Origin of the sequence: Chryseobacterium rhizoplanae, assembly GCF_900182655.1 — a bacterium.
Taxonomy (GTDB): Bacteria; Bacteroidota; Bacteroidia; order Flavobacteriales; family Weeksellaceae; genus Chryseobacterium; species Chryseobacterium rhizoplanae.
In genome coordinates this window covers 1082925-1099005 of the sequence record NZ_FXTC01000001.1, presented here as the reverse complement: position 1 = coordinate 1099005, position 16081 = coordinate 1082925, and the positions used below count along the sequence as shown (strand labels likewise).

The window sequence follows — 16081 nt, the reverse complement described above, 5'->3', positions numbered from 1 at the left end:
TTTATTAATTAAAATTTAGTAGTTATACATAATTTTACATTACTGCTGCTATCTCATTATTATGACTCTGTCATTCTGGATGTAACGCAGTGAAATGAAGAATCCAGTTTACATGAGATTCTTCCTTCGTCAGAAATCGAAGATTCGACGTAGTCAATGACAATGGTGTAAAATTATATATAGTCGCTTAAAATTTTAATTCAGCTTCTTCACCATTATCAAGTACAAAGCATCTCTTCTCTAGGCGGTTTTTATTGATTTTTTCCTTAATAAATTTTCTGTCTTCCCTGCAATGGCTTAAGGTTTCAAGATGAGTTACCCAAACAGTAGACTCCGGAGCATATTCACAGACTTTCAGAATGTCTTCACTGGTCATAATAATGGGATCTCCTACGGAAAAAGTAGCGGCTCCTCCTGCTACAATGATGTGTTGTGGCTGATGCTGAGCAATTTCCTGAGCAATTTCATCATACCAGATAGTATCTCCAGCGATGTATACTGATTTATTTTCTGTTTTAAATACAAATCCATTCACTATTCCCATTTTTTCTCCGATTTCTCCGGTTCCATGCTGTCCTTTTGTGGTTGATATCTCAATATTTTTGAATTGAACCGGATCATTATTAATCGTAATAATGTTTTTGAAACCTTGTCCTGCAATTTGTTCCGAAATGACACCCGGGCAGATAACCGGAATATTTTTATCAAGAAGTTCAATAGCAGCAGCGTCCCAATGATCAGGGTGAAGATGGGTTACAGCAACCGCATCTACGCTTTTTAATTTTTTATTTAATTCTTCTTTATTAAAAGGCAGGTCTACGAGAGGATTGAGTAATTCGCTGTCTGTCATTGGCATTTTTCCTCTGGAACCTTTGTCTCCGAGCATGGGATCTATCAGAATAGAAACTCCATCAATATTCAGTAGTAATGTTGCGTTACGCCACAATTGTAATTTCATTTTGGGTATTTTTGTTGAACAAAGTTATTACCTGATCACGGTAAAACAATCGAAGGTTACCAAAAGGTTAACCATAAATATTCAACTGATTTATGAATTTTGAAGAATTTAAAAACTGTGGATTAAGACGAAGTCTGAATATCCTTTCTGGTAAATGGAAACCGTTAATTCTACAAAACCTCTTTGAAGAAGATCGGGTGCGTTTTGTGGAGCTTTGGCGGAATATGCCCAGGGTTTCCAAGAAAGTACTTGCAGAACAGTTGAAACAGCTGGAAAAAGATCTTATTATTGAACGGACTGAAGTGCATAATTTTCCACCGGAAGTTTATTATAAACTGACAGAAAGAGGTCAAAAGCTGGGGCCTATTCTTTCTGAACTTCATTCATGGGGAAACGGATTGGCATAAAAACAGCTTATTAAATTGTCAATTTATATATGATTTACAGTTCAAAAGCATACGATCAGGAGAAATGGCAAGTTGCTGAAATGAATTTCTTATAGAGTGAAACTTTAGTTTTTTGTTTAAAAAAATCGCGGTAAGTAGTCCTTACCGCGAAATAATATAAAAATTTTAGAAAATAAAGTCACATTTATTACATCTTTCTGAGATGTTTAGTTCATTGCTATAAATTTGAACTTGAACAGTTGGCAGGATGTGCCATAATAATCCCAAAGCTGTAAGTTAGAATTGCCGTCCATGGTACAGCTTGGAATATCCCAGCCACGTGATGCATCAACCTTTGAAAGAATTTTGTAATAACCATTGGAGACGGCAACTACCTGCCATGCCTGTGCGTCATTACTATAGTTCTGCCAAAGGCGGATTGACGTTCCCAGTGTATTGCTGTTGCTTGTCAGGTCAATACAACGGTTAGACGCACTCGCTTTGGATACAAAACGCCAGTAACCATTGCCAGCATCAATGGCAACCCAACGCTGTGCATTAGCACCATTTCTTGTCCATGGTCTTAACACTGCGCCATTGGCATCCTCACCTGATTTTAAATCAAGTACTTTATTGGCATCAGTCTGAAATTCAATCTCGTAAATGCCATTATTGACAAGGCTGCTGGTTGTGTTACAGTTTCCAACGGGATAATTGGAGGATGCATATTGCTGAAACCACTGTTTGCTTGGGGCGGCGCAGGCCTCCCAGTCGTTGTTGAAGGCTGTTCCTGCATTAGGGTCTCCCTTGTGAAGCAGATCATCAGGGGCAAGGAGGTTCCAGCTCACATTGCCCGACTGATCCACAATATATTTTAAGTTTGCACCAAATCCGCTTCCACCTGCCGTACCGGTTGTAGCAACACCGAAGGTACCATATCCCTGAGGTGCCCAGTCGGTCTCGGTAATGGCAATCGGAGCAATGTCTGCGATTGGTTTAACATTGATATTCCATGCATTTTGAAAGGATTGATAGTTGTTGACACCACCCCAGTAACCCGGATAAATGTGAACAGCATAGCCAATATTTCCCCCTGTGATCTGGTTATTGACATAGCCCTGATAATGCGATTGCCATCCTGTACCCGGTATCCAGCAAACATTATTAGCTCCGTTATTACGGATAATATTGACTAAAGGCTGGAAGAAGTTTTTAAGTGCTGCAAAGTGCTCGTTCCCCGTAGATCCCCATGTACCATTTGTTCCCAGGATTTCAACAGGTTCATTCGCTAATTCGAACATTACGTTGTCAGCATTCTTTAAGCCCGGGTGTTGTGACAAAAAGGTCCATACGGTTTTAAGATAACTATGATAGGCATCGTTCACGGCAATACGGCTCGGACATACCCCTGGCGGACGCAGGATGACATACATTCCCAGGCTGCGGGCATGGTTGATTAGTGGAATAATCACCTGATCTGTATAAGTAACCAGGCGGTTATAATTGAATCTTGAGATATCGTTCTCAGGGATAGCTGGTCCGGGATCATTGGTCCAATACGGATCAATGTGAAGACGAATATAATTGAGATACCAGCCATCGGCAGCGTTGCTGAGCTTGTTCATGACAGCTTTGTTATAGTTCAGGGCTCCCTGAACATTGTAATTGTCCCAGGTACAATAGCCTGAATTGGCACCATATTGACATCCGTTAAACCAAGGGCTGGGTGTTATGGCAACACCATGTAAGAGAACATTATTGCCACAAGGGTCCTGGAGGTTTCTACCTCCGACATGCAGCATTGGTGTTGCTGCCAATGCTCTTGCACTGGCATTCAGGTTAGTTTCAGATTCTTCTGAAAAAACTTTTTCTTCCATCGTAGAACAGCTGGAAAGAATGATTAACAGAAAGGCCAGTAGCCACATTTTGTTTGTTTTCATAGTTTAAATATTAATATTAAAGAGTGATTATCAATTTTACTTTTAGCCATCAATTATTTGACTCCCTATCCTGTGTAGGAGTGTCGGATATTTTTAATCTTAATTGGACGGTAAGGTAATGTTGCAATAATGTAGCAATCGCTCAACATGATTATGTGTTGATCTTCGCTACTTTGTTCTTTGCTTTCAGATTTTGCAGAACAGTGGAATCGTTTCTATTCCATTTCAGAACTGAAAGTTTTCTTTCTCTTTTTTTTTGGATTTTCCATATGTATAAATATGATATTATGAAAATCCGAATCATTACCAATTGTAATTGTTAGTTTGTGATAAAAATAAACATATTATTAAATATAAAGCAATATTTTTATGAAATTAATATAAAAAAATAAATATCATAAATAGAATTGATAATAAATAGTTATAATGCTTTTTGTAGTAAGAAAAAATGAAGAACCTTATCATAAATTTTCGTTTAGGGGTTTATGAAAAATGATGTGATGACTATTTATTTTTCTAAAATTTCACTATACATTTGAACTCACACTCTGAAAATTTCAGGCTTGCAGGTTGCATTATAACCTCAAAAATTTAAAAAAACAATAACAATTCATTTATAAATTCACTAAAACACTCTGATTAAATGTTTTGATTTTAATATACAGATTGTTAGAGTGTTATATATTAAAAACCTTATAGATCTTAGAATCTATAAGGTTTAAAAAAAATTAAAAATTATTACTTGAAGGGATCGTTTAATCTCTAAACTGATCCAGAACTTCCCTAATATTCTGATATACAAAATCTAATTCTTCGGATGTAATGCAATAAGGTGGAACCAGATAGATTACATTTCCCAGCGGCCTCATAATAATCCCTCTCTGTAAGAATTCATTGTATAGTTTCTTCCCTATTTCATTGAAATAAGAAGTACCATTCCCGGTTTTAAAATCGAAAGCTAAAATAGTCCCGATCTGACGAACCTTTTCTACATGAGGATGAAAAGCAAGTGCTTTTGCAAACTCTGAATGTTGATGAGTGATGCGGTTGATATTCATTTGAGTTTCGTTTGTCAATAGGAGTTCCATACTGGCAAGAGCAGCTGTACAGGCTAAAGGATTAGCTGTAAATGAATGCCCGTGAAATAAGGTTTTATAACGGTCATCCGATAGAAAAGCATTGTAAATTTCATTGGAACAGGTGGTGATTCCCATGGGCATCGTGCCTCCCGTTAAACCTTTTGAAAAACACATAATGTCAGGCTTTTCCGTAAGATAATCAGCTGCGAAAATCTTACCTGTTCTTCCAAATCCTGTAAAAACTTCATCCTGAACCATAAGAATACCTTCCTCCCGGCAGAATTTCATGAGCTGGCTAAGATCTTCAGCATCATACATCAGCATTCCAGCCGCACCCTGAACCAATGGTTCATAGATGAAACAAGCTACTTCATCTGCCAGTTCTTTAATCTGTGACTGCAGGGTTTCCAGGTTTTCAGGATTGGGTGTATCAATAAAAACGACTTCAAACAACATGCTTTCAAAAGGTCTTGTCCAGAAGCTTTTTCCACTTACAGACATCGCTCCGAAAGTATCTCCGTGATAAGCATTTTTAAAAGCAAGAATTTTCGTCTTCTTTTTTTCCTGATTGTATGCATATTGAATACACATTTTTAAAGCAACTTCTACCGCTGTAGAACCATTATCAGAATAAAAAACCTTTTCCTGGCTGGCAGGAAGAAGCTGTAATAAATTCTCTGAAAGCTTTACAGCCGGTTCGTGAGTAAAGCCGGCAAAGATCACCTGTTCCAGTGTGTTTAACTGCTCAAAAACACGCTGTGCAATATAAGGATGAGAATGTCCATGCAGGGTAACCCACCAGGATGAAACAACATCCAGGTATTTTTTTCCTTCGGTATCATAAAGATAAATCCCTTTTCCTTTTACAATAGGAATGGCATCATCAGCGGTTTTCATCTGGGTATAAGGATGCCAGTTGACTGTTTTATCTCTCTCTTGCAGACTGATTTCTTTTGTTGTTGTATTCATATATTGATCTAAAAAGTAATGAGTGATGGAGATGGATTTAACAATAATTTAGTTGAATATAATATGTTACATGTTGGATTGATCGCAAAGGCGCAAAGTTTTATCATAGATTGCGTGGGATTTAAGGACGCAAGAATATTTCGACTTCGCTCAATATGAGATTTTCAGCAAGTACAACGCTTATTAAGTCGTTGACAGTATCACTTGTACATAATCAGTTTTATCGGAGATAAAACCCTTGCGCCTTAAAATATTACTTATTACATTTTTTGCGTCTTTGCGTTTCCAACCTATATCAGATTAAAGTATTCTAAAACCAATTTTGTAATAAAAGTGATAATACTAATGATCCAACTCATCACTCATTATTTATCATTTATAATTTACTAACAGCATGTTTCTTTTTTCATCATAGGTTTCAGTCCTAATGTCTGCAGCATCTGCATATCTTCAGAAACTCCGGGATTAGGCGTTACCAATAAGGTTTCTCTTTCTCCCGTAAAAATAGAATTAGCTCCTGCCATAAAGCACCATGCCTGTTCTGTTTCTGACATTTCTATACGTCCGGCACTTAGCCTTACCATAGAGGATGGCATTACAATTCTTGCGGTAGCGATCATTCTTACCATTTCCCAGGTATCGACTTTTTCATTATCTTCTAATGGTGTTCCAGCGACTCTTGCTAATGCATTGATAGGAACGGATTCCGGGTGTTTGGGCATTGTTGCCAGCGTCAGAAGCATTGAAATTCTGTCTCTGTGGGTTTCACCAAGTCCGATAATTCCTCCGGAACATACTGTGATTCCTGCTTTTCTTACGTTGTTGATCGTATTAATTCTATTGTCAAAAGTTCTGGTAGAAATGATCTCCTCATAATACTGCTCAGATGTATCAAGGTTGTGATTGTAAGCATACAATCCTGCTTCCTGTAATCTTAAAGCCTGTTCTTCCGTAAGCATTCCTAACGTACAGCAGACTTCAAGACCAAGGTCATTTACGCCTTTTACCATATCAATTACTCTGTCAAAATCACGGTTATTACGAACTTCACGCCAGGCTGCTGCCATACAGAATCTTGATGAACCGGAATCTTTTGCTTTCTGAGCGTGTGCAATTACGGTTTCTGTGGGTAATAAAGCCTGCACTTTGATATTGGTGTGATAACGTGCTGCCTGTCCGCAGTAGGAGCAGTCTTCAGGGCATCCACCTGTTTTGATGGATAATAGTGTTGAAATCTGTACTTCAGAAGGATCATGCCATTCGCGGTGTACCGTTGCTGCTTTATAAATAAGTTCCATCAGAGGTAAATGATAAATTTCCTCAATTTCTTCTTTGGTCCAGTTGTTTCTCAATGTTGTTTTAGTATCCATTATCCTATTTTTGTTATTGTTAATTGCTTTGCAGCATTTTGTATTGATTCCTTATCGGTATGATTGATCTCTGGAATTCTTATAATTTTTGTTTCTTTTTCAATAAAACTGCAGATCACTCTTTCTGTATCTTTCGGGAAATCTCCGTTAAGAATTAAATATTCCAACGGTATTTCTCTCTGTTGTAAGGCTAAGATTGAGAGTAAACTATGATTGATGCAGCCCAGATAGTTTCTTACGACCAATGCTGCCGGAAGGTTTAATTCTTCAATCAGGTCGATCATAAATGTTGTGTCTGAAATGGGTACCATAAGGCCTCCTGCACCTTCTACGATCAGTGGGTTTGCTGTTTTGGGGAGTTGAAAATCATTCAGATTAATGGTGATATTTTCTTCTCCTGCAGACTGATGTGGTGAAGCTGCCAGCTGTAAACGATACGTTTCCGGATGACAAAAGCTGGTATCTGTCCATGCTTCAATTTTATGACTGTCCGTGTAATGAAGGTCTCCGGACTGTATCGGTTTCCAGTATTCTGTTTTAAAATGCTGGACCAAAACAGCTGAACAAACTGTTTTTCCTATTTCGGTTCCTATTCCTGTTATAAATAATTGCATGCTTTGATTTGGGATTTGTGTTTCGTGTTTCGGGATTCGGGGTTTTTACATAAATTCTTTAATGATTTCTGTCAGTTTCATAATTTCTTCTTCTGTATTAAAGCTGTGAAGACATATTCTCAAGCGTTCGCTACCTTCTTTTACTGTTGGACTGTAAATGGCATAGGTTAAAAATCCTTCTTCAAATAAAGTGTTCTGTAGTGTTTTCAGTTTTTGATTATCCGGAATTAGAATAGCCTGAACCGGACTTGCTTCTGCGGATGGAGACTGTACATTTTGGCTTCGGAAAATTCTGATATTGTCCTGAAGTTTTATTGCCTGTTCATGATTTTGATCAAAAAATTCATATCCTGTTTTGATGCTCATCCACTGAAAATCTTGCGCTGAAGTACTATAAATGAAAGGGCTTGCAAAATTGACCAGATAAGATTTTACCGTTTCATTACAAAGAATTGCTGCTCCATGGCTTCCAAGAGCTTTTCCGTAAGTGATAACCGCTGCTGAAACCTGATCGTGTAACTGATGTTTTTCAATCAGTCCATATCCCAAAACTCCGAAAGCGTGGGCTTCATCAACAATCAAAGAAGCTTTATACCGTTCTGAAATCGCTGTAATTTCCTGAAGAGGAGCAAAATCTCCTTCCATCGAGTACAAACTTTCGATGGCGATATAACAATGTCCTTCCTGTCTTTTTAACACATTTTCAAGATCTTCGAGATCATTGTGTTTGAACTTCAGTTTTTTAGCATTCGAAAGTTGACACGCATCATGTACTGACCGATGAATCTGTTCATCCACAATCACTGTATCATGACGGCTGGGAAGCGTTGAAAACAAAGCAAGGTTTGCATTATATCCTGACGGAAAAAGCAATGCCGATTCAAAATGATGTTTCTGAGCAATAAAATGTTCCACTGAAGTGGCAACATTGCTGTTTCCGCTGATCAGTCTGGAACCTGTACTTCCTGAGAGCAGTTGAGGATTGTCTATACTCTTCTGCAGCAGAATGTTTTGAAGCTCTTTATTTCGTGCAAACCCCAGATAATCATTGGAATAAAAATCAACTCCTTCAGATTGAAGTCTTAACCGCCTTAACGTTCCTTCCGCTTTTCTTTTATCAAGGGATTGCTGAAAACGAAGGATATTATTAAGCATAATGTAACTGAGTAACTTCTCCTGTAATGGCATTAATCCATTCTTTATGCAGTTCTTTTTCTATGGTCAGAATATGATCTGCATGATGTTTCCAGTCCGGTGAAAATTCGTTGAGCTGGTTGATCATTTCTTCCAGATGTCCTTCTTCTTCAAGAATAATGGACTTTACCATAATTTTAGAAGAAGCTTCGGTAAGTGCCTCTTGATAAACCGGATACAATTCGTCAGCACGTACTTCAATCGCATAGGTTACAAAAAGATAGGCAGCATATTTAATATCTGTTTTATTAAGTTGGAAAGCTTTCTGAAGGTAGCGACAGGCTTTTATATCCAATGAGTGAAGATATTGACTTGTTGCAATAGGCGCCAGAAGCTCTGTGCTTTCGTAGGTTTTGCAGAGTTCAGGATCTATTTTACCGATCTGCTTTTTCAGATAATAAGCGTGGCGGTGTTCTTCAGCAGCATGTTTCAGCTGGATCTGAGAAACCAAAGTTGGATGTTCACATTTTGATATTTTTCGGGCACCGGCATTTTCCATGAAAGAAAGTGTATTGAGCCATTTGGCATGGGTGCTTCCGTCCTGTACAATTCTTTTTAACAGATGGTGAAATTCCATAGATTTTTATTTTGATGTCAAAAGTAGTATATTGCCGGATGGTTCTATGGTGCCAGTTTTGATATTATGGATAGTCCGGTTAAAATTCCTTATGAAAGTTTTATAAAGATTGATAGAAAATCAGAGACTTCTATCTATTTGCAGATTGCGAATCAACTGATCAATGCGATTCAGCGAGGTGTTTTACCTTTTGGAACAAAACTTCCGGGAACAAGAACCTTCAGTGAAATGCTGGAAATCCATAGAAATACAGCGGTTGCAGTGTATGATGAACTTTCAGCTCAGGGCTGGACAGAGAGTTTTCCGAATAAGGGAACATTTGTGATTGGAAAAGATCAGGAAAAACCTGTAAAAGTGAACGATTTTGAGCAGAATAATCTTCAAAACTATCCAATAACGACCGGTTTTTCATTCAAAACATCCAATATTTTAGATAATCCTTTTGAACATTCGGATTGTGAGTATGTCTTTAATGATGGGGTGCCGGATATCCGTTTAACACAAATCGGACAGCATTCCCGGTTTTACAGTTCTATTTTGAAACGTAAATCCAGCCAGAAAGCTTTCGGACATTACAATCATGACGGAAGTGAATTTTTTAAGGAACATTTATCCCAATATCTGAATCTTTCCCGCGGACTTCCTATTTCCAAAAATAATCTGCTCATTACCAGAAGTACGGAAATGAGTATCTATATTGTTTCCGAAATCCTTCTTTCTGCCGGCGATACTGTATTGGTGGGAGCTTTGAGCTATTTTTCTGTCAATATGATCTTTATGAAAGCTGGTGTTGATATTGTTTCTATTCCCATTGATGAGGAAGGAATTATCGTAGAAAGTGTAAGAGAAGCCTGTAAAAAGCAAAAAATACGAATGCTTTATCTCACTCCGCATCACCACTATCCTACTACGGTTGCTTTGAGTGCGCAGAGAAGATTTGAATTACTGGAACTGGCCAATGAGTACGGATTTATTATCCTCGAAGACGATTACGATTATGAATTTCATTACGATAAAAGTCCAATTCTTCCTTTAGCCAGTGCTGATACGAATGGAATGGTAATTTACATTGGTTCTTTCGGGAAATCTCTGGCTCCCGGATTCCGAACAGGGTTTATTGTAGCTCCGGAAAATCTGATGACTGAAATGCGTAAATACCTGGGAATTATAGACCGTCAGGGCGATATTCTGATGGAAAGAGCACTTGGAGAAATGATTGCAGAAGGAGAAATCAACCGTTATCTGAAGAAATCTTTAAAAGTTTATCAGGAAAGGCGTAATTATTTTTCCGGATTGCTGGAAGAAAACTTGGGTGATTTAATCTCCTTTCAGAAACCTTCCGGAGGACTTGCCATATGGCTGGAATGGAATATTCCGCTGAATCTGATGCAACTGAGCAGGAATTGCGCGAAAGACAATCTTTTTATTCCTAAAACATTATTGTATCAGAATAAAGGGCTTACCGCGATGCGTTTGGGATTCGGGGATTTGAATGTTGAAGAGATGAATAAGGGGATTGAGGTGTTTTCAAAAAACGTGAAGGGATTGATTGGGTGATTAAGGAAATTATACAGATTTCCAGGTAGACATTTATGAAAAAATTGTATTGTATTGCTTGCTGAAAATCTTTGATTTTCTTGCGCCTAAAAAATAGAAGATAAAAAAAATTGCGCCTTTGCGATTTCCAACTAAGATACTCTTTTGATAAAGTATTTTTGGAAATCGCAAAGGCGCAAATAAGGACTAAAACAATGCGTTTTAAGGCGCGAGGATTTTATCTTCGATAAAATTAATACTGATATTCTTACTTTTGAATAGTAAAAGGAGGCTATGTCAAAGTGTCATTCTGAACGAAATGGAATGTAGTGAAGAATCTCTTAACCTGAATTATGAATGAGATTCTTCCTTCGTCAGAAATCGAAGATTCGACGTAGTCAATGACAAAAGTCAATGAGTTGACTTTTGAGATAACCTCTTCTCTTTACTAATGATGAGTAGGATAAACTATTTTGTTTTTCTTATGTTTTGGTTTCTTCTTTTTCCTGTTTAAATAGATGATAAACCCGGTGATGGGAAGTGATGTTGCGATCATTGCTGCCAGAAAATAAATGATTCTGCTCGTTATCCCCAAGATGCTTCCGGTGTGAAGGTCATAATTTCTTTCTCTTAATGCGGTTCCATATCCGATATTTTTGTTTTTATAAGATTGAGATTTTAAGATATCTCCTGAATACTGATCAAAATTAAACTGTTCGTTTCTGTATTGTCTTCCGTCATAAGTTAGTTCAGCATAATAAGTACCTTCTTCTGATCTAGGAAAATTGATAAGCGCTGATTTCTTATCTTGAAGTCTGTTTTCCATGGTGCTTCCGATCAGATTGAGGATATGTTCCCGGTTTGAAAATTCTTCGGAAGGTATGGTACTTTTGGCTTTCTTTTCCGTAGAAATGTTTCCATTTAATGTATTCTTTATCCATTGATCTACATCTTCAAAGTTCCATATCAAAGCGGAATAAGAGATCAGAAGCAAAGGAATTATGGAATAAAATCCCAGCACATTATGAAGATCATAGTTGATTCTTTTCCAGTTGGCTGATAATTTAATGAAAAACATTCCTTTCAGCATGCTTTTGCTCATTTTACGGGGATACCATATCACAAGCCCCGATAAAAGAATGATCGCCAGCACGAGTGTGGAATAACCGGTAATTGTTTTTCCTATTTTCTCACCCAGCAAAAGCCTTCTGTGAAGATCCAGAACAATTTCAAAAAAGTCCTTTTTGGCATCTTCTACTTCCTGTGCTTTTCCGGTGTAGGGATCTACATAAATTCTATAATAATAAAGATAAGTTCCCCAATAGGTCCATGCTTCATTGTCTATTTTAAGGGTTCGGAATACATAGGTTTGTGCAGGATTGGCAGGAATTATGACCCTTTTGATCTTCAGTCCTTCAGGAAGTGCTTTTTCTGCTTTTTCCGTAAGCTCAGATAATGAAAGCTTTTTTCTTCCAATATTTTCAACGTAATATCTGTTGGGGTGAACAATATGTTTTAATTCTTCTTCGAAAGCCAGGATACATCCAGTAGCGGCCATAATAACAACTATAAGCCCGGACGTGAGTCCGAGCCATAGATGTAACTGATAGGCAATTTTTCTAAACTTTAATTTCATCCTTAAAATTTAAAGCTTACCTCAGCAACGAAATTACGAGGCATCTGAGCGACTACTACTCCCTGCCCTGCAAAATATTGTACATTGCCCAGGTTATTCATTTTAAATCCTAATCTGTATCTTTCTTTTTCAAGAGAAATAGAAGCATTGACTAAAGTATAGGCAGGAAATATAAACTGCCCGGTAACCACTTTATTTCCGGTAATCTGTTTTCCTACACGGTTTATCCCGAAACCTACTCCAAGTCCCTGAAGTCCTCTGATAGGAAGGATATAACTGATCCAGGAATTGAATACATTCGCAGGACCTGCAGATTCCGGACGGCGCCCATCTACAGCAGGATCAGCTTTTTCATATCTGCTGTGATTGTAGGCATATCCGGCCATAATATTTAATCCCTGAACAGGGTTCATGATCGTTTCGATTTCAATCCCTTTACTTCTCTGCGTTCCATCCTGAACAACAATATTGTATTCTTTTCCGTCACGGATCACTCCGGTTCCTCTCTGGATATTGTCAACAAGGATGTCATAATATGAAACGGTGAAATTAATTTTATTTCTCCAAAGATTTCCTTTTAATCCTACCTCCCATTGGTTGGCCATCTGTGGCTTCATATCTCCGCTATAGTCGGCCAACTGCTGTGTAACAGGTGCTGTATAGCTGAACCCATTCATATAATTTCCATAGGCTGATAACTGATCTTTGAGGATCTGGTATACGATTCCTACTTTGGGAGACCAGGCTGTCTGTTTGAATTCGCCCGCCCGTTTGTTATCATTCAGGTTAAGCTGTCCTTTACTTTCATAATGGTCCATACGCAAGCTTATCATCGTAATCAAACGGTCTGTAATATAGGTTACGTTTGAAATATAAGCTCCATAAAGGTTGGATGCAGTGGTATTTCTCACCAAAGGAGTTTTACCAGCTGAAATTGCTGCCTGAGTAGCTGCCTGGATTTTCTGAAGGGCAAGATCTTTAGAAATGCTTCCATAGCTTCCTGTCAGGTTTTGTCCGTCCACATTATCAAATACAACAATCGGGGAATGGTTATTGTTGATGGTCTGATTAAGATAGTCTAATCCTATCAGGACTTTATTTTTTATTTTTCCGATGTTAAATTCTCCATTGAAGTTTTGTTGAACACTTGTAGAAGAAGCTTCCGAATTCTGCCACTGTACATTACGTTCTAACATTGCATCACTGGTATTTCCTCTGATAAATTGATATTGATATAAACCTTCTGTTTTTCTGAAGTTTCTTGAAAGCAAGGTTTGTGAAGTCCATTTATCTGCAATTTTGTAATTAGCCTCAGCTTTTACATTGATGGATGGAGCTTTTAACGTCATATCATTGTTGGAATATGACCTTTTCCAATCGAAGCCAAGTTCATCAGGATTATGAGCAAAATAAGCTCTTGTTCTCGGAAGGAAAATAATCGGAGTGTTTGTTCCTTCATAATTGTAAATCTGAGCTCCTAGGTTAAATTTAAGTCTTTCATTAACCTGATAACTAATTGTAGGAGCTACAAAGAATGATTTTCTGAATTCAGAGTCTCTGAAACCATTCTGATACTGATAAGCCGCATTCAAACGGAATAACATATTTCTGGATTCTGTAATCGGTCCGTAAACATCAGTTGTGACACGATTCAGATTATAGCTTCCCATAAGATAAGAAGCCTCTCCACCGAAGTAATCTTTTGGTTTTTTGGTTACCGCATTGATAAGACCTCCAAAAGAAGTTACAGCACCTCCATATAAAGTTCCTGATGGTCCTTTGATTACCTCCAGACGTTCAATGTCCGCAGGATCGATCTCACCATTAGTATTTGCCGGAACGCCATCTACCATAGATACTTTGGTAGGAAAACCTCTAAGGCTGTAGTAGAAACTTCCGTCTCCTGAACCTCTTCCCGGGCTTCCCTGCATTTTTACCATTCCCGGAACATTTTTCAATACTTCCGAAATATCGTAAGTAAGCTGTTCCTTCATGATCTGCTGGTTGATGCTTGTATAAGCCTGTGGATTTTCAAGAACTTTCAAAGGCATTTTAGCCACTGAAGTACTGTCTTTATCCAAAAATTTATTTCTGCTCACTGCATATACGGTAATTCCCTCTATCACATTATTATGTAACGGGGCGTAGATTGCAGGAATTTCATAGACATCTTTCTGGATGTGGATAGATTCCCTCATCAGTTCAATGTCATTTAAAACCACCTGAAGCGTATATTCTCCAGGTGGCACATTTTCAAAGTAATATTCTCCTAAATTATTGGTTTTTGCCTGATAAGACGTATTGACAAGTCTTAAAACAGCGTTTTTTACCGGTGCTTTTTCAGACAGCATGATTTTGCCATGAATTCTGTCGCCCTGTTGTGCAGAAAGAGGGTTGGAAGATAAAGCAAGACCAAGAAGTAATATAAGGGTTTTAGATGTTTTCATGCTGTAAGTTTTGTAACAGGGGATAGTTTATTTTACCGTTTTGTGATAATGGGAATGATTCTATACGTTCTGTGCGTACATATTGTGGGTTGATACGCAGTTTATTTTTAATGGTTTCGGTGATGATCTGAGGATCAATGTCCGGATTGTCATACAGCACAACGATTTTTTTATCATTGGCATTCAGACATACGAAGGTATTGCCCTGCATTTCATTTTTAAGAATGAACTCTACCTCATCCAGATTAAGGCGTATTCCGAAAAGCTTCATGATACGCTTTATTCTTCCTGTGATATAATACATTCCGTTCTCCCCTTTTCTGGCGGTATCTCCGGTATGCAATACAGAAGGCTGCTCATATGTTGTCAAATCTTCCAGCTTATTGGCGTAACCTCCGAAAATACTGATGTGTGAAAAGAGAAGTTCATCGGTTTCAGGATCAATTCTGAAACTTCCGTTGTGTACAGGAGTTCCGATAGAAGTTTCCCCCTCCAGCAAACCTTCTGTGGTAAGATAAGCCATTCTTCCTCCTGCTTCAGTCTGCCCGTATTGTGCAAAGAATTCTTTTTTAAATTCATGACAGTAAGAGAAAATGGTTTTTCTCAATTCAGCATTGATTACGCCTCCCGTGTGGGTAAAATACCTCAGACTTGGAGAATCTTTTCTGAAGAATCCTATTCTGTTCAAATTTTCATAGAGGAAAGGCACTCCGCCCAACGTACTGTAGCCATACTCCTCCATTTCATCCCAGAATGCTTTCTGCATAATGTCTTTATCCGTGCATACAATTCTTCCGGCACGCATGCAGTTGGTGGTGAAAATAGAGAATCCATATACAAAGTTGATCGGAACATTTAAAGGAACCACATCGGATTCCTTAACGGGCATATACTGAAGGATGCTCAATGCGTTCTGATAAAGACTTTCATCAGATAATTTAACCAGTTTCGGAACACCTGTTGTGCCTGAAGTACTCAAAAGGATTTTAATTTCAGGGTTAATGGTAATTTCAGGTTGATAATCATCCTTTGCAAAGATGCTGATATGGTCTGAGAATTCTTTCAGGCTGTATCCTTCAATGGTTTCTCTTTGCGAATCAAAGATGTATTTCGGACGATATTCTGCCTCAATACGTTCTTTAAATTCCTCATGCAGTTTCTGTCCCAATACGGCAATGGTGTGTGCTGTTCCGTAAAAATTGAGAAGTACCTCAATACTGGACAGCTGATTGTCATTGTACAAAAAGAGCAGTCCTTTTTCTATCGGGTTTAAGCCTAAAGACCGATACAGTGTTCCCACCGGTATGGTTGTACCGGTGGAAGCATCTATAAACGCCAGGTTCTTATTGGCAATTACATTTTCTAAAATTTTCAT

12 protein-coding genes are annotated in these 16081 nt (G+C 38.0%); 2 read left to right on the top strand and 10 right to left on the bottom strand.

Features of this window, described 5'->3' with window-relative positions; translation table 11 throughout:
- Window positions 1-187 precede the first annotated feature (187 nt).
- Window positions 188-958, bottom strand: a complete 771-nt coding sequence (locus FN817_RS04830; protein ID WP_142716949.1) for an MBL fold metallo-hydrolase — start codon at window positions 956-958, stop codon at window positions 188-190.
- 92 nt (window positions 959-1050) lie between these two features.
- Here FN817_RS04830 and FN817_RS04825 point away from each other — a divergent pair, with 92 nt between their 5' ends.
- Window positions 1051-1365 (top strand): winged helix-turn-helix transcriptional regulator, encoded by a 315-nt coding sequence (locus tag FN817_RS04825; protein ID WP_047423003.1) that lies wholly within the window; start codon window positions 1051-1053, stop codon window positions 1363-1365.
- A gap of 206 nt (window positions 1366-1571) precedes the next feature.
- Here FN817_RS04825 and FN817_RS04820 read toward each other — a convergent pair whose 3' ends face one another.
- The 6 genes from FN817_RS04820 to FN817_RS04795 all read right to left on the bottom strand — a co-directional run bounded on the left by FN817_RS04820 (window position 1572) and on the right by FN817_RS04795 (window position 9087).
- Entirely contained in the window at window positions 1572-3284 is a 1713-nt protein-coding gene (locus FN817_RS04820) for an RICIN domain-containing protein (RefSeq protein ID WP_047423001.1), read from the bottom strand.
- A gap of 755 nt (window positions 3285-4039) precedes the next feature.
- Entirely contained in the window at window positions 4040-5332 is a 1293-nt protein-coding gene (bioA, locus tag FN817_RS04815; RefSeq protein WP_142716948.1) for an adenosylmethionine--8-amino-7-oxononanoate transaminase, read from the bottom strand.
- A gap of 386 nt (window positions 5333-5718) precedes the next feature.
- Window positions 5719-6702 carry a biotin synthase BioB gene (gene bioB, locus FN817_RS04810; protein ID WP_142716947.1) on the bottom strand — a complete coding sequence of 328 codons (984 nt, stop codon included), beginning with the start codon at window positions 6700-6702 and terminating at the stop codon, window positions 5719-5721.
- Window positions 6702-7316 (bottom strand): dethiobiotin synthase, encoded by a 615-nt coding sequence (bioD, locus tag FN817_RS04805; protein WP_142716946.1) that lies wholly within the window; start codon window positions 7314-7316, stop codon window positions 6702-6704. The genes bioB and bioD overlap by 1 nt, the downstream gene beginning before the upstream one ends.
- Before the next feature lie 45 nt (window positions 7317-7361).
- A complete protein-coding gene (locus FN817_RS04800) occupies window positions 7362-8471 on the bottom strand; it encodes an aminotransferase class I/II-fold pyridoxal phosphate-dependent enzyme (RefSeq protein ID WP_142716945.1) in 1110 nt (369 codons plus the stop codon).
- Complete coding sequence (locus FN817_RS04795) at window positions 8464-9087, bottom strand: hypothetical protein (protein WP_142716944.1); 624 nt, start codon at window positions 9085-9087, stop codon at window positions 8464-8466. The genes FN817_RS04800 and FN817_RS04795 overlap by 8 nt, the downstream gene beginning before the upstream one ends.
- Before the next feature lie 66 nt (window positions 9088-9153).
- Between FN817_RS04795 and FN817_RS04790 the strand changes: the two genes are divergently transcribed.
- Complete coding sequence (locus FN817_RS04790; RefSeq protein WP_142716943.1) at window positions 9154-10644, top strand: aminotransferase-like domain-containing protein; 1491 nt, start codon at window positions 9154-9156, stop codon at window positions 10642-10644.
- Between the two features lie 427 nt (window positions 10645-11071).
- Here FN817_RS04790 and FN817_RS04785 read toward each other — a convergent pair whose 3' ends face one another.
- Genes FN817_RS04785 through FN817_RS04775 form a run of 3 tightly spaced genes read right to left on the bottom strand, consistent with a single transcriptional unit; the run spans window position 11072 to window position 16081 of the window.
- A complete protein-coding gene (locus FN817_RS04785; protein WP_142716942.1) occupies window positions 11072-12259 on the bottom strand; it encodes a PepSY-associated TM helix domain-containing protein in 1188 nt (395 codons plus the stop codon).
- Window positions 12260-12261: 2 nt separating this feature from the next.
- Window positions 12262-14706, bottom strand: coding sequence for a TonB-dependent receptor (locus FN817_RS04780; RefSeq protein ID WP_142716941.1), 2445 nt, complete (start codon window positions 14704-14706; stop codon window positions 12262-12264).
- A complete protein-coding gene (locus tag FN817_RS04775; protein ID WP_142716940.1) occupies window positions 14693-16081 on the bottom strand; it encodes an AMP-binding protein in 1389 nt (462 codons plus the stop codon). The genes FN817_RS04780 and FN817_RS04775 overlap by 14 nt, the downstream gene beginning before the upstream one ends.